Annotated in this window: 18 protein-coding genes and 4 tRNA genes; 3 read left to right on the plus strand and 19 right to left on the minus strand. The window is 36.1% G+C overall.

The window, feature by feature from the left end:
- Nucleotides 1-841: 841 nt before the first annotated feature.
- The 19 genes from E0946_RS04895 to E0946_RS04985 all read right to left on the minus strand — a co-directional run bounded on the left by E0946_RS04895 (nt 842) and on the right by E0946_RS04985 (nt 16,036).
- Nucleotides 842-916: transfer RNA gene (locus E0946_RS04895), tRNA-Asn, on the minus strand.
- A gap of 151 nt (nt 917-1,067) precedes the next feature.
- Nucleotides 1,068-2,795 carry a tetratricopeptide repeat protein gene (locus E0946_RS04900; protein WP_133201350.1) on the minus strand — a complete coding sequence of 576 codons (1,728 nt, stop codon included), beginning with the start codon at nt 2,793-2,795 and terminating at the stop codon, nt 1,068-1,070.
- Entirely contained in the window at nt 2,792-3,886 is a 1,095-nt protein-coding gene (locus E0946_RS04905) for a DUF4837 family protein (protein ID WP_133201351.1), read from the minus strand. Before E0946_RS04905 ends, E0946_RS04900 begins: the two co-directional genes overlap by 4 nt.
- Nucleotides 3,883-4,458 carry a CDP-diacylglycerol--glycerol-3-phosphate 3-phosphatidyltransferase gene (pgsA, locus tag E0946_RS04910; protein WP_207930825.1) on the minus strand — a complete coding sequence of 192 codons (576 nt, stop codon included), beginning with the start codon at nt 4,456-4,458 and terminating at the stop codon, nt 3,883-3,885. The genes E0946_RS04905 and pgsA overlap by 4 nt, the downstream gene beginning before the upstream one ends.
- Nucleotides 4,451-5,299, minus strand: a complete 849-nt coding sequence (locus E0946_RS04915; protein ID WP_133201353.1) for a hypothetical protein — start codon at nt 5,297-5,299, stop codon at nt 4,451-4,453. Before E0946_RS04915 ends, pgsA begins: the two co-directional genes overlap by 8 nt.
- Nucleotides 5,296-5,901, minus strand: coding sequence for a methyltransferase (locus E0946_RS04920; RefSeq protein ID WP_165942089.1), 606 nt, complete (start codon nt 5,899-5,901; stop codon nt 5,296-5,298). The genes E0946_RS04915 and E0946_RS04920 overlap by 4 nt, the downstream gene beginning before the upstream one ends.
- A gap of 20 nt (nt 5,902-5,921) precedes the next feature.
- Entirely contained in the window at nt 5,922-6,824 is a 903-nt protein-coding gene (gene nadA / locus E0946_RS04925; RefSeq protein ID WP_133201355.1) for a quinolinate synthase NadA, read from the minus strand.
- A gap of 14 nt (nt 6,825-6,838) precedes the next feature.
- Nucleotides 6,839-7,273 carry a dUTP diphosphatase gene (gene dut, locus E0946_RS04930; protein ID WP_133201356.1) on the minus strand — a complete coding sequence of 145 codons (435 nt, stop codon included), beginning with the start codon at nt 7,271-7,273 and terminating at the stop codon, nt 6,839-6,841.
- Nucleotides 7,270-8,160 carry a polyprenyl synthetase family protein gene (locus E0946_RS04935; RefSeq protein ID WP_133201357.1) on the minus strand — a complete coding sequence of 297 codons (891 nt, stop codon included), beginning with the start codon at nt 8,158-8,160 and terminating at the stop codon, nt 7,270-7,272. Before E0946_RS04935 ends, dut begins: the two co-directional genes overlap by 4 nt.
- Nucleotides 8,153-8,392 carry an exodeoxyribonuclease VII small subunit gene (xseB, locus tag E0946_RS04940; protein WP_133201358.1) on the minus strand — a complete coding sequence of 80 codons (240 nt, stop codon included), beginning with the start codon at nt 8,390-8,392 and terminating at the stop codon, nt 8,153-8,155. The genes E0946_RS04935 and xseB overlap by 8 nt, the downstream gene beginning before the upstream one ends.
- 35 nt (nt 8,393-8,427) lie before the next feature.
- Entirely contained in the window at nt 8,428-9,072 is a 645-nt protein-coding gene (locus E0946_RS04945; protein ID WP_133201359.1) for a thiamine diphosphokinase, read from the minus strand.
- Nucleotides 9,069-10,001, minus strand: coding sequence for a M23 family metallopeptidase (locus E0946_RS04950; protein ID WP_165942090.1), 933 nt, complete (start codon nt 9,999-10,001; stop codon nt 9,069-9,071). The genes E0946_RS04945 and E0946_RS04950 overlap by 4 nt, the downstream gene beginning before the upstream one ends.
- A 71-nt stretch (nt 10,002-10,072) precedes the next feature.
- A tRNA-Glu gene (locus tag E0946_RS04955) sits at nt 10,073-10,148 on the minus strand.
- A 23-nt stretch (nt 10,149-10,171) separates the two neighbouring features.
- A tRNA-Glu gene (locus tag E0946_RS04960) sits at nt 10,172-10,246 on the minus strand.
- Between the two features lie 4 nt (nt 10,247-10,250).
- Nucleotides 10,251-10,325 (minus strand) — tRNA-Lys (locus tag E0946_RS04965).
- Nucleotides 10,326-10,486: 161 nt separating this feature from the next.
- On the minus strand, nt 10,487-10,930 hold the full coding sequence (locus E0946_RS04970) for a hypothetical protein (RefSeq protein ID WP_133201361.1): 444 nt from the start codon (nt 10,928-10,930) through the stop codon (nt 10,487-10,489).
- Nucleotides 10,927-12,267 (minus strand): 23S rRNA (uracil(1939)-C(5))-methyltransferase RlmD, encoded by a 1,341-nt coding sequence (gene rlmD, locus E0946_RS04975; protein WP_133201362.1) that lies wholly within the window; start codon nt 12,265-12,267, stop codon nt 10,927-10,929. Before rlmD ends, E0946_RS04970 begins: the two co-directional genes overlap by 4 nt.
- 7 nt (nt 12,268-12,274) lie before the next feature.
- The gene (gene htpX / locus E0946_RS04980) at nt 12,275-13,159 is read right to left on the minus strand and encodes a protease HtpX (RefSeq protein WP_133201363.1); all 885 of its coding nucleotides are present in this window, start codon (nt 13,157-13,159) and stop codon (nt 12,275-12,277) included.
- Between the two features lie 15 nt (nt 13,160-13,174).
- Nucleotides 13,175-16,036, minus strand: a complete 2,862-nt coding sequence (locus E0946_RS04985; protein WP_133201364.1) for a chitobiase/beta-hexosaminidase C-terminal domain-containing protein — start codon at nt 16,034-16,036, stop codon at nt 13,175-13,177.
- Nucleotides 16,037-17,183: 1,147 nt separating this feature from the next.
- Between E0946_RS04985 and leuS the strand changes: the two genes are divergently transcribed.
- From leuS to E0946_RS05000, 3 genes are read left to right on the plus strand one after another with little or no spacing between them, the layout of a single operon-like run.
- Nucleotides 17,184-19,667: a leucine--tRNA ligase gene (gene leuS, locus E0946_RS04990; RefSeq protein WP_133201365.1), complete on the plus strand. Its 2,484-nt coding sequence runs from the start codon at nt 17,184-17,186 to the stop codon at nt 19,665-19,667.
- Nucleotides 19,668-19,716: 49 nt separating this feature from the next.
- Nucleotides 19,717-20,049, plus strand: coding sequence for a hypothetical protein (locus tag E0946_RS04995; protein ID WP_133201366.1), 333 nt, complete (start codon nt 19,717-19,719; stop codon nt 20,047-20,049).
- Complete coding sequence (locus tag E0946_RS05000) at nt 20,049-20,903, plus strand: Mrp/NBP35 family ATP-binding protein (RefSeq protein WP_133201367.1); 855 nt, start codon at nt 20,049-20,051, stop codon at nt 20,901-20,903. Before E0946_RS04995 ends, E0946_RS05000 begins: the two co-directional genes overlap by 1 nt.
- Nucleotides 20,904-20,939: the final 36 nt, after the last annotated feature.

A 20,939-nucleotide genomic window follows, 5' to 3' on the forward strand; every position in this document is an offset into this window, starting at 1 on the left:
TTTCAAGTTCAGCTTCAAACTTAAAATATAAATTTCCTTATTTTAAGTTCAGCTTCAAACTTAAAATATAAATTTCTTTTTTAGAGGTTAGTTTTAGAATATAAGAAAAGAGTATGAAAATATAATAATGGGATTTGGAAGGCTATGTAAGTTAGCCCATAAATTACTTTTATTTTTATTTTCTAATCCTATTATTAGTGTTAAAGAAGTAAAAAATGAATTTAATATAAGTTTTGCTACCGCTAATAGTTTAATACAGAAATTCTTAAATTTCGGTCTGTTGAAAGAAATTACAGGTTATTCCCGTAATAGACTTTTCATGCTCTGGAAATATATAGATTTATTTAGGGATTAGGACCGTCTTATTAATCAAATCTAAGAAGAAAACTGATATATGATTATAATTATGTAGGGTCATTCATACTTTTTTTATAAATAATTTGTGATAGAATAATATTCATATAATTCAAGTTTTGAGAATCAAAGAAGGATGATATTAATAAGATTTGGAGTAGAGGTAACAAGATGCTAAAGTACAAATTTAGAGGTAGATATCCTGTCTCTTAATTCTGAGCTTATGTCCAGATTATGTCTAAAAGTGGACATAAATTATTTATCAGGTGAGTATTATCTATTCATTTTGGGATGATATGGAATAAAATATGGATATAGAGATACAATTTCTATGGCAAATTAATAAAGATAGAAATTCTTATGTGGGCATTATATATATAGCAGATGTTCAATATAATGGCTAATCACTGAAATCATATTTTCCAAGAAGAAGAGAATAATTTAAGTAGATTAGATTTTCTATTAAAATTGTCTATATATAAAAAAATGGCTCCGGAAGAGGGATTCGAACCCCCAACCAAGTGGTTAACAGCCACCTGCTCTACCGTTGAGCTATTCCGGAACACATCTAGAGAACAAAATTGGATAGTTCTTATATTTGTCAATAGAATAATGCTATTTTTCGGAGAATAGAGATAAAAAAGTAAAGATTATTATTGCGGATAGTAGGAGGAAGGTTAATTTTAAGTGCTATTGATAGAGGATATGATTGATTATTTGGGTATTTGTTTCAGAGCTTTTTCAGCTAATTCTTCAGATTCAGGGTCGTTATCTATAGTAAGGCATTTTTGCAGCCAGGTTTGAGCATCTTTATAGTTCTTTAAAGCCAGATGAATTGCTCCAAGATGCCAGGCAATTTCGGCGGGCATATTTTCCATTTTTTGAGGGATAGACATAAGATGTAAAGATTCAGGGTAATTTCCATTTAGATAATAATACCAGGCAAGACTATCCAGAAAAAAGGGATTTTCTGGTTCATAAGTGAGAGCTTTACGAATCAAAGATGCAGCTTGTTCTGCGTTTTCTCCATTAATAAGCATAGAATAGCCAAGGTCATTATAGAAAGAGGGATAGTCAGGCCAATTAGTTATGGCTTCTACCAGGAAGTTTCGTTCTTCAGTAAGATTCTTTTTTAGGTGACAATAGGAGATGATAAATTCATAATCTTCAGGACAAAGGGTATGATTTTCCCGAAGCCATAGAGCGAGTATATATTTACTATCTAAAACCAAAGGTTCGGAATTTTCTACCTCTGAAGAAGCAATTACTTGCAGATAACGAGCTGGAGGTTCATCTGGTAAGCGCTCTTTAATTTCAGAAATGAAATGCTCATAATCTTTAGCAGCAGGAAGTTTGACTTCTGGGTCTATTTTTTGGTTCACTGCACAGCTATAATAAATAAAAATGGCATCAAAGTATTTAAGTTCAGTTAATTTATCCACAATGGGCGATAAGGACATATCATTGGAGGTATAGATAGCATAAGCTAACAAGAGAGAATACAAAGATTGTTTTTCTTCCTCTGGTGCATAAGAAGATTCAACTGCTGCTTCAATTTCAGGAAATAAATCCCAGCGATGTTGAGTTAGAGCAGAAAGAGCAAGTTCTGAAATGAGTTCTAAGTCTGAAGTTTTAAGAAAATAATCTGCTAAATCAGGTAAAAGTGGATTAGGTTGATCAGACCATTGAGCAGAGGCAAAATAGAGCATATAATCTTTATCTTCAGGATAATTTAGAGAAGAAAGATACTGATGAGCAAGTTCAAGATCAAGTTTACGAACAATATATTCTGCCAGAAAGGAGTTTGCTTGATCTCCTTTATCCAGTTCATAATAGCGTAGTATAGACTGTTTTTCCATTTCGGGATTGAAAAACGACCAGAGTCTAATCAATAGAGGATAATAAGTAGGATTGTTTCCAGCCAGTTCTTGTGCTTTAGTAAGATATTCAGGTGAAACTTTTTTATGGTATTGCAGTTCAAAAAGAAAACTCTGAAGGTAAGCACGCGGAGAAGGATACCTGTTCTGCAATTCATCAATAATTTTTATGAGTTCTGCTTCATTCTGGTTATGATTATAAAAGTCATAAGCAGCATAGAGTAAATCTTCATCTAAAAGAGTTTCTTTGGTGTAGTCATAAATTAGTTTCTGGAGTTTTTTTGCTGATATGCCTTTATTTTGATAGAGTGCGAAAGCATTTAATAGTAGTTGTTTTTTGATAGCAGGTGCATCGGGATCATATTTTAGGGATTTCTTATAGAATTTATCAGCATCAGTATAATTCCCATTAAAATAGTAATAGGTAGCAAGCGTGTAAGATTGAAGAGCACGATAATCCTCAATTGGTGCAGGAGAAGTTTTATAAATAGACTTGCTGGCACCAGAAGATAGTGCCAGCAAGAAGATACATAAAAGTAGTATATATTTAGAAGAGGGCTTCATTTAATAGTGATAGATTGAGAAACCATTTCCAGTTCCAGAAGATAGGGAAGTTTATAGGTAATATTTGGGGCATAGATGATATTATCAACCAGGTAGGCAGTTTTTGTTTTTGCATCCCAAAAAGCAAAACTCTGGAAAGCTCCACCAACTCCTCCGGATAGTTTCTTATTAATCCAGTGTCCATACATCTTTAAGCCATCATATTCTGCTATCTTAACTTTTTCTGTAGTGTATTTTTTATCGTAGATTTCATCGCCATCCAGGTATTTTTTACCTAACATCTGACGGGTGCGATAAATCCAATCTTCGGAGATTTGGTTTTCAGGCATAGATTCATAATAAACGGATACATATTTATCTGGTTGTTTGGAGTCTTGTTTAGCGGGCTGATAAATAAAAGAGAGGAAATGACCTGGTTTATCCTCTTTAAAAACCATATAAAGGACTGGTATCTTAATGGTGAAGGGCCAATCATCAAAATAATTATCAGCGATTACTTCATTGAAATAAACCTGGTAAGCCAAACGTTGCTTGTATCGTTCCAGGAAATAGTTAAAGACCTGTTCCTTTCGCTCTATAGTCAGATTTTTTAAAGTGGGTGCATCTTTTGCGAGCAAATAGATTATAAGCTGGTCTCGCACATAGAAGTTATTTACTACAAACATTTCTGCACCATTTTTACGCACCAGATTGATATAATCAGGAGCGAGAGTTGAAGTTATATAAGTAGATACCCTATCTTTACCATCTAAGGTTCCGCAATAGATGAGATTCTTGTAGTTAGTAAAGTCATTTATGGTTGAACCGTCTTTAAATTCAATAGTAAAATAAGGTTCTTCAATAATAATTGGTATGGTCCGAGTAAGAGAAGTCTGTAAGGTGTTTTCTACATTTTTACGATTATTATCTTCCGCAAAGATATAGATAATATTATCATCTCCAAAGGCAATAGGCTTGGAAGGGTCAATCAAATTTTGGTATTTAGTATAGAAATTTTTCTGAGGTTCTTGCGATTTTTCCTGTTTTTTACAACCAAACAGAGAAAATAACAGCAGGATTAGAATAAGTATAATATAAAAATATTTCTTCATTGTTCATCTCCTTTTAAAGAAGTCTTCTGTATGGTTTGTAGATAATTTAATCCACTATAAACGGTAAGCAAAGCAACTATTGCAAACCAGATATTAGCAACAAGTCGGATGATAGATGTGGATGCAATATCAGGAAACCAAGCCCACAAAAAAAGAGCAAGGATAATCCCTATCATTTGAAGAGCAGTTTTCCATTTACCCAGTTTATCTGCAGGCATTACAATACCTTGTTTTTTTCTAACTTCACGCAGAATAGTTATACCTATTTCCCGGATAGCAATTATGATAAAAATGAGGACAAATAATTTAAAGGGTGGTAAAAAGGTTAAAGCGGCAAGAGCAGATAGGACTATAAGTTTATCTGCCAGTGGGTCAGCAATTTTACCGAAATCGGATATTACCTTCCATTTCCGTGCCAGATAGCCATCCAGAAAATCTGTAATTGAAGCGATAATAAAGACAATTAAAGCCCAGATGATATGATTTTCACTTTGACAGAAGAAGGTTAGTATAAGGAAAACTGGAACTAATGCTAACCTTATACAGGTCAGGATATTGGGGATTTTATTCATTAATCTTTGGTTCAACTGGAACAGCTACTGTTATCTTGGAACTTTCCTTTCCAGGAGAGGATAGATTGTTTACCAGAATAGCAGTTATTATGGCAGCAACTAAAGTTATCAATTGCACGAGGAAAAAGCTCCAGTTAATCAAAGGTGAGAGCTTGTTTAAGGCAAGTAAGATATAGTATAAGGCAATGTTTATCAAAATAGGTAAAGTTAAAAGAAGAGCATTATGCAACCGATTGATTTCACTTGCCCGCACTTTTTCTAAAAGAGTTTGAGATTTACCCTGACGATGCATTGCTTCTTGAAGGTATAGATAAAGCCTGGCAAAGACAATCATTAAAAAGACAGTAATGGCAATGAAGAAGGTGGTTTGACTCCAGCGAGAATTCAAGAAATCTAATTCCTTTTTAGCTGAACTCCAGGCTGGATTTTGGTCATCTATATCTCTGGAAGGGACATTATTATCGTGAAGAAACTGTAATACCATATCTCGAGCTGAAAAGGAAGAAAGCATAGGTTTGAAGGTTATGGTTAAAATATTGGGGAAATGATATTCAGTTAAAGTATTAGGTTCAATTCCCAGTTCTGGAAAGTTAGAGAGCATTTCTTGAGCTGCTTGCAATCCAGATTCTAAGAATAACGAATCTATTTCCGGGATGGTTTCCAGGAGTTCTCTGGCTAATTGCTCCAGGTGGTTCAAGTCATCCATATAAACAAAAATGGGCAATTCAGAAAGTTGATTAAGGCGAAATTCTCTACTTTCTAAATATTGATAGTGAACATAGCTCCATCCTGTTAAGACAAGAGTTATCAGTATAAGGATAAAGAAAAAGCTCCGGTTCATTTTTTAGTTCCTTTATAACGGATATGGCAAATAAAATGTTTATCAATGCCAGGACATGGAATAAGGTCAAATATGTCAAGTGAAGTCTTGTAAATCAGAGTTTGCAGTTCAGGAATCCTAAAATCTGGATAGAGCAGTAAAGCATTGCCTTCAGAAGTAAGATTTCTTTCCAGAAAAGATAAAATTTCTGGCATAGAACACATAAGTTCAAAGCGACTGATATTTTTTGCTGGATGGGGGCTAATTTTTCCAGTTCCCAGAGGTTGCCAGGGTGGATTAGAAATAATTAAAGAATAGGGGGTTTCCGTAGTAAAAGTGCAAAGATTGGCAAGCTGGAACTTGATATTCAAGGAACAAAGTTCAGCATTATGAGTTGCCAGCTCTATCATATGAGGCAGAATATCCAGACCTTCTATTTTCCAGGATGGTCTTTCCATTGCCAGAGATATAGCAATGATTCCACAACCTGTTCCTAAATCCAGAACATATTGAGAAGGATATTCAGGGAAAAGCTTTAAGGCAATATTCTTAAGACAAATAGGTGCACTGGTAATAGCATGAGCATCTTTGTCTTGATAAATAAGGGTTCCTTTATCATCCAAGATAACAGGGGTGCAATTATTCAGTGGGATAGCTCCAGCATTTTATTCAATGCAGACAAAGCCTTTTCGGAAATTTCAGGAGGAACCTCTACAATGGTTTCTTCTTTTTCCAGAGCGTTTAATAGATTTTTTAGATTGGTTTTTCTCATATTATTACAAAAAGCTCTGGTGTTAAGCGAAATAAGCTTTTTTTGTGGATAGAGATGTTGCATATAATCCGTGAAAGATGAATCAGTGGCAATGATTAATCTATCGTGCTCTTTAACATATCGTTCCATACCGCTGGTAGAAAGCACTTCATCTGCAACTTCTATGATATCTTCATCACATTCAGGATGTGCTATCATCTTATAATCTGGATACAGGTTTTTCAAATGTTCATAAGCTCTACGAGTGAAACCCCATTGATGAACGGGACAATAACCGTCCCAGACAATAACCTTTCTCCCGCTTTTTTTGGCTACCCAGCTTCCGAGGTTTTTATCGGGAACAAAAAGAATGGTCTCATCTTCGGGAAAGGAATTGATAATCTGAACTGCATTAGCGGAAGTGCAACAAACATCACTTTCTGCCTTCACTGCTGCGCTTGAATTTATATAGCAGACTACTTTAGCTTCAGGATGATGAGCTTTGAATTCTCGGAGTTGTTCCACATTAATCATATCAGCTAAAGGACATCCAGCATCTTCTACCGGAAGAATGACCTTTGCTTCTGGATTAAGAATAGCGGCAGTTTCTGCCATAAAACGAACGCCACAAAATACAATTAACGGAGCCTGACTCTTTTTAGCCTGGATGGAAAGTTGTAATGAATCACCCCGAAAATCAGCCAAATCCTGAATTGGCACGATTTGGTAGTTATGAGCTAAGATAACGGCATTTTTTTCATTTTTAAGTTTTATTATTTTTTCTTCTATATTCATATAACAGCCCTTTATTAATACCCTGTATGACCGAATCCTCCATCTGCCCTCATACTATCATTTAATTGTTCACTCTCTTCAAAGCAAACCTCTATTACTGGACAGATTACTAATTGAGCTATACGCATTAAAGGATTAATGGTGATAGCTTCCGACGATAAATTGATTACAATAACTTTGATTTCTCCACGATAATCAGCATCTATTGTGCCAGGACTATTAATTATGCCTAATCCATAATTCAAAGCTAAACCGCTGCGAGGTCTTATTTGACCTTCATAACCTGGAGGTATTTCCAGAGCTAAACCTGTTGGTATGGCTGCTCTGGCACCTGGTGCTAAAATTAAAGGTTCAGAAAGAGCAGCACTTAAATCCCAACCTGAGCAAGAACTACTCATTTTTTTAGGTGGAGCAGCCTCCGAATTGAGGAGTTTATAACGGATATTCATGATTTGCGAGTTAGCATATATTCGGCTAATGCGTCTAAAAGTTCAGCTTTTTCACCAAGAGGGGCAATACTTTCCCGGGCTTCTTTAATTAATTCCTGCAATTTACTTTTTGAAGCAGCTATGCCAAAAACAGAAGGATAGGTTGCCTTACCCTCAATCTTATCTTTACCTACACTTTTGCCTAATTCATCAGGTGTTCCTTCAATATCCAGCAAATCATCAGCAATCTGGAATGCCAAACCCATTTTTCCACCATAATCTTCCAGAGCCTTAAGCTCAGAATCTGGTGCACCTCCAGCTATAGCTCCAAAACGAACAGAAAGCTGAATAAGCTTGGCTGTCTTGTTATTATGGATATAGTTTATAGTCTTTTGATCCACTTTCTTTCCTTCCGACTCAATATCTATCATCTGACCACCAATCAAACCATTCACTCCAGCGACTTCTGCCAGTTCACGCACAAAGTTGACTTTATATTCCGATTTAATTTCAGATAGAGTGATTAAATCAAAAGAGCTAACCAGAAGAGCATCTCCTGCCAGAAGTGCCTGTCCTTCACCAAAGAGAATATGACAAGATTTTTTGCCTCTGCGATAGTCATCATTATCAATATCGGGAAGGTCATCATGGATTAAAGAATAAGTATGCAACATCTCAATAGCAGCAGCTACAGGAACAATTTTGTCCACTTCTTTTCTATAGATTTCATAAGTGCTCATAGTTAGATATGGACGAATTCTTTTCCCACCAGCAAATATAGAATATCGCATAGCTTTATGGATGGTTTTAGGATATTCATCTTTACGAGGAAGATAACGGTCTAAGATGATATTGACCAGTTCCTGCTTTTCTTTCATATCTTTTTTTAATCGCACTTTTTTATCCATTATTATCTCCTTCAGATTCTGACTGATTGAAAGTTGCTGAAAGTTGATTAATTTTAAGTTCTGCTTGTTCCAGAGTTTGTTTACATCTGGTCAATAGAGATATTCCCTCTTCGTAAAGTTTTATCATTTCTTCCAGATTTAACTGTCCGCTTTTCATCTTATTTATTATTTCTTCAACTTTTTGCAGGTCTTCTTCCAGTGAGAATTCATCTTTTACCTGAGCTGCTTGCATCTATTTTCTCCTCTTCTTGTTGACTAATAATCTAATTACTTAGTAAATATAGCCAGAATCAATCCTTTGTCAAGCTCTATCGTTATGGAAGAAGAAATTACATTATTGCTTATTCCTCTGGTATGCAGAGGGCTTAGCGTCAGATTTTTCAAAGGGAAAAATAAACCTTCCGAATTCTTAATGGTCGCATCACCTCCATAAGCAAAGAGAGATAATAGACAGCCTTCATACTCATTAAGATGTGATTTATTTGTTAGAAAAAAAACAACCTGCCTTTCGGATTCTATTCTTGCCGTTACATTCTTACTATGCAGTAAAGCCAGATTTTGTAACAAACCCAGAGAATGGTCAAAACGATTGGTTAATCCATTTATGATAACAACCTGTTTCAGATTATGTTCCAGACACCAAAGAATGGCTAACTCGGTGTCGGTATGATTTTTTTGTATATCATACTTAATTTTTTCAGTGTTTGGATACTGTTCCAATAGTTCAGGTGATAATGTATCCATATCTCCTATTATAAGGTCTGGCTCAATACCTAATTTATTAACCCTTTCTAATCCTGCATCTACTGCAATTATTAAATCTTTGCTGTAATCTATGTTCTTATAGGAAGAAAATATTTCTTTAGGACTGGTGGTAGTGAAAAGCCAGGCAGTATCCGCTTCTTTCTTCATTTTCTAACCATATTATAATAACTGAGGTCCTGTCTATTCAGATAATAACTGGGATTTATTGGTGCTCCATTAAGATAAACTCCATAATGTAGATGAGAACCTGTGGACATACCTGTGCTTCCCATCAATCCAATAATCTGTCCCTTACGCACAATATCACCAAGATGAACTTTACTCCTATAAAGATGCCCATAAAGAGTTCTATAGCCACCTTTATGGTCAATTGTGATAACATTACCCCAACCATCATCAGATTCCACTCTTGAGACAATACCTTCTGCCGTGGCATAAACGGGGGTTCCAGTGCGATTGGCAATATCAATTCCTTGATGCCATATTTCTCCACCCAGAATGGGATGATTACGCAAACCCCAGTAGCTGGATATTTCACCAAAGGTAGGAAGGATAGAGGGTATGTTTTTTAGAGCATCAGAACTTAACTCATCACCTTTAGAGGAAACTCCATTTGAATCCAGATAGGTTAGGCGATTTTTTATCACTTCTAATTTGATTTCTATTGCAGAAAGCTTGCTATCCAGTGCAGGATGGACTAAAAGTTTATTGATGGGTTGCAGATTATCGCTATAAGAAGGATAATTGATTTCTTTATGAGCGGATTTTACCCTCAGGGAATCAAGCAAAGCGTTAATTGAATCCAGTTGTACATTGAATTTTTCCAGTTCACTTTGCAGATATTGATTTTCTGTTTCTAAGCGGTGAATTTTGTTGAGGTTTTCTTTATCGGGTCCACGGAAAGCAGCGACAAAAAGGAATATAATTCCAATTACTATGACGAGTAAAATAACATATAATAGCCAGGGTTGCACCTTAAAGCTGTGCAGATTACCCAGACTTTCAAAACTGATTTTGATACGCCGATCCGGGAAAATCTCCGGTTCCAAATCCGGCATTTTATTTTCGTCTTTCATTTTAACCATCACCGTGTTAGAAATAATTACATCTCACTTCAGTTCTTTTTCTTTTTCTGCCAAAGTCTGAATGGCGTCCCGTAGGGGGATCGAACCCCTGTTGCGTGACTGAGAATCACGAGTCCTAGGCCACTAGACGAACGGGACTAACTATCTCAAACACATAAAAATGGCGACCCCTAGGGGAATCGAACCCCTCTTACAAGAATGAAAATCTTGTGTCCTGACCGATAGACGAAGGGGTCGCTATGGTGATCCAGGTTGGACTCGAACCAACGACTCTCTGCTTAAAAGGCAGATACTCTACCGCTGAGTTACTGGACCTAAATTATATATTTTTGCCCATAAATTTCTAAATTATCCTATTGTCAAGGCAAAAAATTGATTTATTTTCTATCTTTCCACATTCTACTCTCCTATATTTTGCCTTTTTACCTGCTATCATAGAAAAAATGATGAATTAAGTATCTTTTTCGGTCTTTCTTTTACCGCCCTCTGATTTTGTTACTCTTCCACTCTTGATTACCATATATTTGCCATCTTCCTTTATCAAAATAATAATAGGAAGCATCACCAAAAGTGTCTGGTTCAAAAAAAGTGACAGTTTCAGTAGCTGATTGATAGGTCATAGTCATAAAGACAGTGGCATATTCATTATGAATATATATCTGTGATATGTCGCAATTTAGAAGTTGATATTTGTTCCGACGCTCATTCCAGAGTAATCTTAATTCATCACGATACATCCCATTATGCCTAAAATCCTTATGCACATATTCCATTATCCCGTTAATATCATTCCAGCAGAAATCACGAGAGATGTCATAAATTATATTTCTAATCTCTTCCTCATCCGGTTTAGTGGAATTTGTGTCACAAGCACAGAGGCTAATGATAATGAGCAGTAGTAAAATTCCAATCTTTTTCATTTTTTATATTTCAATTCTACCAGAGTCTCAATATGCCAGGTTTGAGGAAACATATCAAAAGGATGAATGCTGATAATTTCATAAAGACCACTTTCCAGTAAAATGTTCAAATCCCGACGTAATGTAATAGGAGAACAACTGAGATAAAGAATATGTGATAATTGTGCTTTAATGATTTCTTCCAGAACTGATTTTTGAACTCCTGTCCTTGGTGGGTCAAGAATTATTACCTCAGGGATTTTAGATGTGTATTTTTCAGGAGAATTAAGTATTACCGGTAGTGTATCTTCGGTTTTCCCATTAAGAAAAGTTACATTAGATATATTGTTTAATTGACAGTTGAATTTTCCATCTTCAATGGCATCATATGATTCTTCAATGCAAAAAACCTCTCGTACTTTAGCTGCCAGAGATAAACCTAAGACTCCAATACCAGAAAAGGTATCCAAGACAGTGTCTTCAGGTTGCACTTTACCATTTATATTTTTTATAATAAGTTGCAACATAGCAGAATTGACTTGCCAGAAGGACTTATAATGTATCCTGAATTTTAAATTGTTTATTTCTTCATTTATATAAGGATTGCCATAGAGAATTTTTTCTTCATTACCAAGTATAACATTTCCTTTTTCACGATTGATATTTTGGACGATTCCGGAAAGTTGAGGAAATTCAGAGGTCAATTTCTTTACCAACAAATTGCTGAAAGGTAGCTTAGCACTTCTGGTAACCAGAATCATAAGTATCTGTTTTTTATCTTTGGAACATCGGAAACCGATATGTCTTAAAGTTCCTATATGAGATGTTTCATCATAAGGCTGGACTTTTGCATTATCCATCAATTCCAGACAACGATGTGCTATAAGGTCAAATTCAGGAGGATGTAAGAAACAGGTTTTATGAGGAACTATTTTGTGTGACCAGCGTTCGTAAATTCCAAATTCCAGTCCATTTTTCCCTTTTCCTACAGGCATAAAAGCTTTATTACGATAATACTGAGTTACTGGGGAGGCAATGGTCTCCGGTATATCTATCCCGGGTTTTAGAGATTGAATTTGTTCTCTTACCAATTCTGTTTTATATTTTAACTGCGTTTCATAGGAAAGATTCAGCCAGTCACAACCTCCACAAAAAAAAGGTGGTCCAAAAGAAGGACAAGGTGGCTCAATTGTGCCAGGACCTCTGGTGATATACTTCTGGACTTTGGCGAAAGCCACATCTTTTTTTCGGGTCACTAACTGAACTTCTACCACATCTCCAATAACCGTGTAGGGAACGAATATAGTTTTCCCCTCACCGTATCCTATTCCAAATCCTCCAGCAGCAATTTTTTCTATACTTAGCTTAACGAGAACCTTCCTTTTCCATCATTCTACGGAGTCTTTCTATTCTTTTCTCAATTGGAGGATGAGTGGAAAAAAGCGTGGCGGATCCTTTATAGTTGATTTTGGCAATAGTATAAGCATCTTTTTTTGTAGGTGGCACGAATTTATTGCTAATCTTTTCCAGAGCTATCATCATCTGAACAGGAGAGGTTAATCTGGCAGATCCTGCATCAGCAACATACTCACGATGACGAGAGTAAGCACAAATGGCAATATTGGCAAAAATCATCAGAATATTCTGTATCAAGATAGCAAAAAAGAACTGAGTTCCTCTTCCAAAGCCTTGTTCTCTATTTCTTCCACCACTTAGAATTATAGCCAGAAGATGGGAGATAAAAATGACAAAAGTATTTATAGTCCCCATCAAAAGCGTCGTAGTGACCATATCTCCTTCAGTGATATGAGTCATTTCATGACCTGCGACTGCACCCAGTTCGTCAATATTCAGGTTCTCCATTATTCCACTGGAAAAAGCAATCAAAGAATTATTACGAGAGGCTCCTGTGGCAAAAGCATTGTTATCTGGTGAAGGATAAATTCCTACCTCAGGCATTTTGATGTGTTTATAGGCAGCCATCTGTTCTATCATCTCATACAACGCAAGTGCTTTTCCTGTGGCATTTTGACGAGTTATCGGTGTTATCCGATAAGACGATTTTGCCATAGGTTTACTAAGGAATAACGAGATAAATGAACCAGCAAAACCGAATATGGCACAATAAATTAATAACGATATTACGTTATTGGGATTAATTCTTAAAAGCTGAAGTATTATTCCTAATACCAGCAAGACAAGGAAGTTAATCGCTAAAAATAACCCCCAACGTTTTATAATAGCTTTCATTAGATTACTGTCTCCTTATTTTAGTAACAACATTTTACGAGTGCTGGAATAAGCACCATTTCGCATTCTATAATAATATACTCCGCTACTTACAATTTTCCCCTGATTATCTAAACCATCCCAGAAAACTTTATTATTTCCAGCTGTAAAATTACCATTTAACAGATTACGTACTAATTCGCCTTTCTGATTATAAATATCTATAATCACTTTTCCAGGTTCTGCAAGTGAGAAATGGATTTCAGTGCTGGGATTGAAAGGATTGGGATAGTTTTGACCAAGGTAGGTATGAGGTGTTAGGGGAGGATTATCATTAATACCTGAAACAATGAAAGTGAAAGAGGAAGTAGTATCACTTTCTACATTTCCATAAAGTGCTGTGGCGTAATAGATATGAGTTCCCAGAGGAATAGAAATATCCTGCCAGGTTATCATCATTGACGCTGGTGCTGTATGAACTACTTCATTATCACGATAAATCTTATAGCCAGTTAAACCTTCTGGAAGAACAACATTGGCTTCAGTCTCAAATCCGACCGTGATTTCAAGGGCACTTGGAGTTAATATAGTATGAGTAAATACTAAAGGAGGCAAGGGCTCCGATATCTGGAAATCAGCTTTATATCTTGCAGTATAATAGTTTCCATCTGTGCGGGAATTGGGGATTCCCACAATATTTAATAAATAGGAATAGACCGGCAAGCCAATGTAATCCACATCATAAAATGTGGTACGGAAGAAGGCAGTATTATCGCCTGTTGCATCTATCAATAAATAGGCAAGCCCATTAGCAAAAGTTCCGGTCGGTTCAAAAAATCTAATGTCAGAGATTCTTACCAATCTGGATTCATAGGTCTCAAAATCATCCAGAAACTGGAGTATATCAATGTCTATGGGAGTGATTGTATTTCCAGTAGAACTGGGTGTACCGGGATCTACTACAGGGACTAATTCCAGCATACCTCCAAATTCGGTTAATGTTCCTGTTAGATGATTGATTCCATCTCCGATTTGATAAACAGTAGTTATAATTCCATTGTTATCATCAATCAAGATACCAGCAGTGGAATCCTGCACAAATTTTTGATGACGATAGCTTTGAGTGAAAGTAACTAAAACTTCGCCAGTCAAACGATATAGTCCATTTAAAGGTGATTGACGTAAAGCAGCGAGATTGTTTACCATCACTGGGAAAGTATAGGTGGCAGAAGTGACGGCAGAATATTCAGCAGGACTTATATAGGCTATTGCCTTAACCGTTGTAGTGCTGGAAATGGTTAGGGGAGCTGTGTATAGTGTTGAATTAAGATTTGGTGTGCTTCCATCTAAGGTATAATATATATTAGCATTGGGATTGGAACAGGTTATAGTTAGAAAGAAACTTTCCCAGTAGTATCCTGAAGGGTGACTGAACACAGGAGCAGCAACAGGTCCAGCAGGATCAGAAAAATCGCTTAAGCTTCTGGGAGTGAAATAATCTCCCTCTGTCCTTGAATTAGGAATACCGGTTATATCTTTGGTAGTAGTTGGAATTGGAGTATTTATGTAATCCACATCGTAAAAAGTGGTTCTAATGTTATAGGAAGCAGTGGGATCGCTGGTTGGATAGACTGTTCCATTGGCAAAGTTACCACTGGGATTAGTAAAATTAACACTCAAAACTTTGACTACTCTGGATTCAAAAGTATCTAAATCATCTATCAATTGCTGATAAGTGGCAATTATTGGGACGATGAGATTGTTTGTAGAAGTGGCAGGACCAGCATTAACCACAGGAACAAATTGTAGCATCCCTCCATACTCACTAATTTTTCCAGTTAAACCAGTTATCCCATCACCTATATTATAAGTAGTAGTTATCACGCCATTATTATCATCAATAAGGATTCCCGCATCATCATCCTGTACATATTTCTGATTACGAAAGCTTTGCTGGAAGGTTAAAATTACTTCTCCGGTAACTTGATATACTGTTACACCATCTGCTGGTTGTGAACGGAGTGTACTTAAATTGGGAACGGTCAAAGGAAAGGTGTATATAGCAGTGGTGACAGAGCTATTACTCATTCCTGGAGCTATAGCAATGGCTTTTAATGTGGTTGTGACTGAGATAGTGATGGGTGCTGTATAGAGAGTTGATGAAGGAGTTGGAACACTTCCATCCATAGTATAATAAATGCTGGCATTGGGTGTGGCACAGGTTATGGTGACAGTGACTGGAGAGGTATAAATCCCTCCAGAAGGATTGAAGACAGGAGGAGCAGTTATATCACCACCACCTGGTGTGAAGGTATGCATTCCCAGATCCGTTATATAATCTTGAGGATGAACTATCCATTCACTATCATCTTCATTAGTTCCAGCAGAGATAGTCCAATCTGTATTACCTTGAATAACAGTCGGCTTACGGATTAATGTGTGATTCAGTGTGGCAGCGGGAACACCAGCAACATTCCATCCAGAATTCGTTCCGGGATCATTCTGATATATACCAATGATATCAATCAAAGTAGTCCCTAAAAAAAGTCCTACACAATCATTACCATTATAATTTACTACATTTGAAGTCACATCAGCAACACTGAGAATGGCAGCACTGGCTTGAGGATGAGCTATTACAAATACATCATTATGTTGCAGAATCGCTGTGGGAGTTAAATAGTTTGAAGTGCTCCAGGTTTGACCATTTGATGCCAGTTTTATGGTATATTGAGAAAGATCAACTGGAGCGCCAGTACCATTAAAAATTTCCAGAGCTTTATTATAGGAAGAACCTTCCACATATTCGCTAAAGAAAATGGTCTGAGCATAAGGTTGAGCGAAAAGAATAACCGTGCTCAGCAATATTAATGCTATAACTATTAGATTTCGTTTCATTTGAAACTCCTTCTTTTTCAGAGATAGGACTAATTCTATCCTGTTTTATTTATTAAATAATCTACTTTTCTTAAAAAATCATTTTTCCTGATTTACAGAATAAGGCAAGAAAAATTTTTGATTCTATATACTGAAGCATAATGAATGTGTTTATGGTAGTTTTATTATTTTGAGTAAGTTCTTATTCTTTATACTAAAAATATGTTTAATAACTTTTTAAGATGGATTAGTAGGCATAGGAGTAATATGCATAGGAGTGTTTAGTTAGGAGTAATAAGATAGGTAGGGGGTAGAAGTCCTTATCTATTAAGCCCAGCCGGAGCTTTTTAAAAGATAATAGTATAAAGTTCAAAAATTACAATTACAGTTACTATTATTTGTCTTTTAATAAGATTTTGATATATAGAAGAAAAGACTTATGACTTTGTGAAAGTTGGACATTTGGCATCTCTATTTTTTTACTTTTACTTAATATCTTTATCTTTAAATATTATTTGTTCTTTTTTCTTTCGCCTCTTTTTTATTTATGATTAATTTATGTCCAGGTTATGTCCAGCTTATGTCCAGCTTATGTCCAGCTTATATCCGAAAGTGGACATAAACTCCACATAATCAGTACATTATTTTTATATTTATCGAAAAGTTCAAGCTTTATCAGCTATATTTTTAAGAAAAAACTTAAAGATTTAAAGCTACATTACTTTTAACTTATATTTTTCCCTAATAGTAGTGCCTATATCATTTTTTCAACTTTCATGAAGATTTTGTAAAAATGGGTGGGTGTATAACTTCGGCTACAAAGCTCCGCAGGAGCTTTTTAATATAAAATACAAATAATTTAAAGATACTATGAATAAATTCCATAATTCATGAAAGCTTAAGAAGTTATTACCCTTTTTAAGAAAAAGCCTTATGGCTTTGCAATACGGAGACGTCTCGCATCCCTTTATGCGGTGGTAGAAGTTCTTGTCTATGAAGTTCCGCAATAGCATACTAACTATATAATTAATAACAGATTAAGGTTAGGTTTAATAAATCATCAAATAAGCTTTGAACTTGACAGAATGAATAGATAAGAAATAAATGATAAGAAAATATATTTAAAGTTTAAAACATTCATTTGTTTTGAACCTATGGAGACTCTTAAATGGAATATCCCTTTTCCAAGATAGAACCTAAATGGCAAAAAATCTGGCGTGAGAAAGGAATCTTTCATCCTGAAGATTTCCCTTCCCAACCAAAATATTATGTCCTTTCTATGTTTCCTTATCCATCAGGAATTTTACATTGCGGTCATGTTTCCAATTATGCCATAAGTGATGCTATCGCAAGGTTAAAAATGATGGATGGTTATGCGGTGCTACAACCTATGGGATTTGATTCTTTTGGGATGCCAGCGGAAAATTATGCCATAGAGCATAATTCTCATCCACGCATAACCACGGAAGAAAACATACAAGCGATGCATCGTCAATTTGATTCTCTTGGCTTTGGTCTTGATTGGGAAAGAGAAATTAGCACCTGCCGTCCGGATTATTATGTGTGGGGACAGTATCTTTTTAAGAAATTGTATGAAAAAGGATTGGTCTATCGGAAAAAATCCTGGCAAAACTGGTGTGCAAATTGTCAGACCATACTTGCAAATGAACAAGTAGTGAATGGAACCTGCTGGCGATGTCATAATCCGGTTACTCAAAAAGAGCAGGAGCAATGGTTTTTCCGTATCACTGCTTATGCCGAAGAGCTTTTAGATTTTAGTAAGGTGATTGATTGGCCCGAAAGAGTTATAACTATGCAGAAGAATTGGATAGGTAAAAGTGAAGGTACTCTAATAGATTTTCCTCTGGAAGATGGAACTGACTCCATTCAGGTTTTCACCACTCGTCCTGATACGGTTTATGGAGTCACTTTTATGGCACTTCCTCCGGAACATCCGTTGGTGCAAAAATGGCTTAAAGAAGAGCCAGAAAATCGGGCTTTGAAGGAATTTTGTGAACGAGTTATAAATGAAGATAAAATTTCCCGGGAAGCTGTTGATACAATTAAAGAAGGAATGTTTTCAGGTCGCTACTGTCTCAATCCTTTGAATGGAGAGAAAATTCAAATCTGGGTAACTAATTATGTGGTTATGGATTATGGAACAGGGGCAGTGATGGCTGTTCCTGCTCACGATGAAAGAGATTTTGAATTTGCCCGTAAATATGGTATTCCCATAAAATTGGTGATACAGAATCCCGAACGAACACTTAATTTAGAAACAATGGAAAATGCCTATATAGAGCCAGGCATTATGGTTAATTCTGCTCCTTTTGATGGAATGTATAGTGAAGAAGCTAAAATAGCTATTTCTAAGTTTCTGGAAGAAAAGGGATATGGAAAGATTACCTCTGCTTATAGATTAAGAGATTGGTGTATATCCCGTCAACGGTACTGGGGGAATCCTATTCCCATTATTTATTGTCCCAATTGTGGTATTGTTCTTGTTCCCGATGAAGATTTGCCCGTACTTCTACCCGATAATGTTCAAGTTGGCAAGACCACACGCAATCCTTTACTTTCAGTTCCAGAATGGTATAATGTAAAATGTCCCCAATGTGGAGCCGATGCCAGAAGGGAAACCGATACTATGGACACCTTTGTGGATAGTTCTTGGTATTATGCACGTTATACGGATCCTCATAATGATAAAAGACCTTTTGATCCGGATAAAGCCAATTTCTGGCTTCCCGTAGACCAGTATATTGGCGGAATAGAACATGCCTGTATGCATCTTCTTTATGCACGTTTCATCTGTAAATTTATGCGTGACCTGGGCTGGCTAAAATATGATGAACCTTTTCTTCGTTTGCTCACACAAGGGATGGTGCTAAAAGATGGTGCTAAGATGAGCAAATCAAAAGGCAATGTGGTAGATCCCAATTATATTATTGACCGTTATGGAGCAGATACTCTCAGAGTTTTCTTGTTGTTTGCCTCTCCTCCAGATAAAGATGTTGAATGGAGTGATGAAGGTATTATGGGTGCTTTCCGCTTTTTGAATAGGATTTGGAGATTGATAGATGAGAATCTGGACCTTATCCAAAAAGGAGCAAAGATTGAACCTGACTACACTCAAATATCCACAAAGATGCGGAACCTGATTTATAGCATGCATAAAACTATCAAGAAATGGAGAGAAGATTGCCTGGATAGAATGCAATTCAATACTGCTATTGCAGCTGTTATGGAACATCTCAATAACTGTCTGGCTATTAAAGAGGTGAATGAACTTTCAGATAATGAACAGGCAGTTTTTGCACAAGCCTGTATTGTTTTTCCCCCTTTGATTTATCCTTTTGCTCCTCATATAGCTGAGGAACTCTGGCAGAAATTAGGAAATGAAAAGCTTCTTCATGAATCTGGCTTACCAGAATATAGTGAACGCTTTCTTGAACTGGATAAAATTACCTATGTAATTCAAGTGAATGGAAAACTTAGAGGGAAGATAGAAGTTGACCCAGATATTAGTGAAGAAGAGCTTAAAAAACTTGCTCTGGAAGTTGAAAATGTAAAACGCCATATATCTAATCAGGAAATTAAAAAGATTATTGTGATTCCTGGAAAAATGGTCAGCATAGCAGTGGGAAAATAAGCTAAAATTGATTATATTATCATAAATAGAAAAAATTCAGGAGGAAAAAATGTGCTGTCATAATGAGCATCATTGCTATGATGACTATTGTTGCTGTTGCGGACACCATCATAGCCACTTTAATCATCCTCATCAGCATTGCTGTTATGGTCATCATTATTATAACCATCAGAGAGATGAAGATTATTGTAAATGTGAAGAAGGAGATTTTGAACACCATAAAGAACACCACCATCATCACTATGGGCAGCATTTTGCTCCCTACTATGAATGCTGTTCTCAAATCTCCAAAGAAAAACTTCTGAAAGCTAAAAAACATCTGGAAAGAATTATTCAATGGATTGACCAGCAACTAGCAGAAGAGGAAGAATCGGGTAACTAATGGAAGCAAATCAGGAAAAAGAGATTCAAGCTAATCTGGCAAAAATCCATCATAGGATAGTTGTTTTAAGTGGTAAAGGTGGAGTAGGTAAAAGCTTTATTGCCACAAATCTCGCTTATGGATTGGCTTTACAGGGGAAAACCGTCGGTTTGCTTGATGTAGATATTCACGGTCCTTCCATTGCTAAGTTAACTAATATTGAAGGGAAACCTATTCCCATTGACCAGGAAAGTGGCAAACCAACTCCCATTCCTGTCCTTTCCAACCTCTATGTTCTAACTTTAGCTTCTATTCTTGATTCGGAAAGTACAGCAGTTATCTGGAGAGGTCCAATGAAACTGGCGCTAATCCGACAATTCTTCAGTGATTTTGAATGGAAAGAGCTTGATTATTTGATTGTAGATTGTCCTCCCGGCACCGGTGATGAACCTTTAACCGTGATTCAGACCTTAAATAAAGTGGATGGAGTTGTGATTGTTACTACTCCTCAGGATTTAGCCATTTTGGATGTGAAAAAGACAGTTGATTTTGCTGAGAAATTGAATGTCCCCATCCTTGGTTTGGTAGAGAATATGAAATATTTCCGCTGTCCTCATTGTGGCAAAACTACTCAAATATTCACCGGTAATCAATTGGAAGACTTGGTATTTGAATATTCTCTGGATATTCTTGCTGAACTGGAGATAGACCCCGATATTTCAAAATCTGCCGATGAAGGCAAACCTTATATCTATTTTTATAATAAAAAAGATTCTGCTAATGCTTTAATGAATGCCGTCCTGAAAATTATGGAAAAAGTGGAAGGTATAAATAATCCAGATAAAAGAGATAAAGCGTTTGACAATTATGTATAAGTGAAAAATTTGGTTTCAATAATATCGTTTTAATAT

The organism is Candidatus Syntrophosphaera thermopropionivorans (genome assembly GCF_004353895.1).
Lineage (GTDB): Bacteria > Cloacimonadota > Cloacimonadia > Cloacimonadales > Cloacimonadaceae > Syntrophosphaera > Syntrophosphaera thermopropionivorans.

Coding starts and splice junctions, on each gene's coding strand:
- htpX (WP_133201363.1), bottom strand. CDS start 13,159: ATGAAAGCTATTATAAAACGTTGGGGGTTATTTTTAGCGATTAACTTC.
- E0946_RS04945 (WP_133201359.1), bottom strand. CDS start 9,072: ATGAAGAAAGAAGCGGATACTGCCTGGCTTTTCACTACCACCAGTCCT.
- nadA (WP_133201355.1), bottom strand. CDS start 6,824: ATGAATATAGAAGAAAAAATAATAAAACTTAAAAATGAAAAAAATGCC.
- E0946_RS04985 (WP_133201364.1), bottom strand. CDS start 16,036: ATGAAACGAAATCTAATAGTTATAGCATTAATATTGCTGAGCACGGTT.
- leuS (WP_133201365.1), top strand. CDS start 17,184: ATGGAATATCCCTTTTCCAAGATAGAACCTAAATGGCAAAAAATCTGG.
- E0946_RS04970 (WP_133201361.1), bottom strand. CDS start 10,930: ATGAAAAAGATTGGAATTTTACTACTGCTCATTATCATTAGCCTCTGT.
- E0946_RS04995 (WP_133201366.1), top strand. CDS start 19,717: ATGTGCTGTCATAATGAGCATCATTGCTATGATGACTATTGTTGCTGT.
- pgsA (WP_207930825.1), bottom strand. CDS start 4,458: ATGAATAAAATCCCCAATATCCTGACCTGTATAAGGTTAGCATTAGTT.
- E0946_RS04950 (WP_165942090.1), bottom strand. CDS start 10,001: ATGAAAGACGAAAATAAAATGCCGGATTTGGAACCGGAGATTTTCCCG.
- xseB (WP_133201358.1), bottom strand. CDS start 8,392: ATGCAAGCAGCTCAGGTAAAAGATGAATTCTCACTGGAAGAAGACCTG.
- dut (WP_133201356.1), bottom strand. CDS start 7,273: ATGAATATCCGTTATAAACTCCTCAATTCGGAGGCTGCTCCACCTAAA.
- E0946_RS04915 (WP_133201353.1), bottom strand. CDS start 5,299: ATGAACCGGAGCTTTTTCTTTATCCTTATACTGATAACTCTTGTCTTA.
- E0946_RS05000 (WP_133201367.1), top strand. CDS start 20,049: ATGGAAGCAAATCAGGAAAAAGAGATTCAAGCTAATCTGGCAAAAATC.
- E0946_RS04935 (WP_133201357.1), bottom strand. CDS start 8,160: ATGGATAAAAAAGTGCGATTAAAAAAAGATATGAAAGAAAAGCAGGAA.
- E0946_RS04900 (WP_133201350.1), bottom strand. CDS start 2,795: ATGAAGCCCTCTTCTAAATATATACTACTTTTATGTATCTTCTTGCTG.
- E0946_RS04905 (WP_133201351.1), bottom strand. CDS start 3,886: ATGAAGAAATATTTTTATATTATACTTATTCTAATCCTGCTGTTATTT.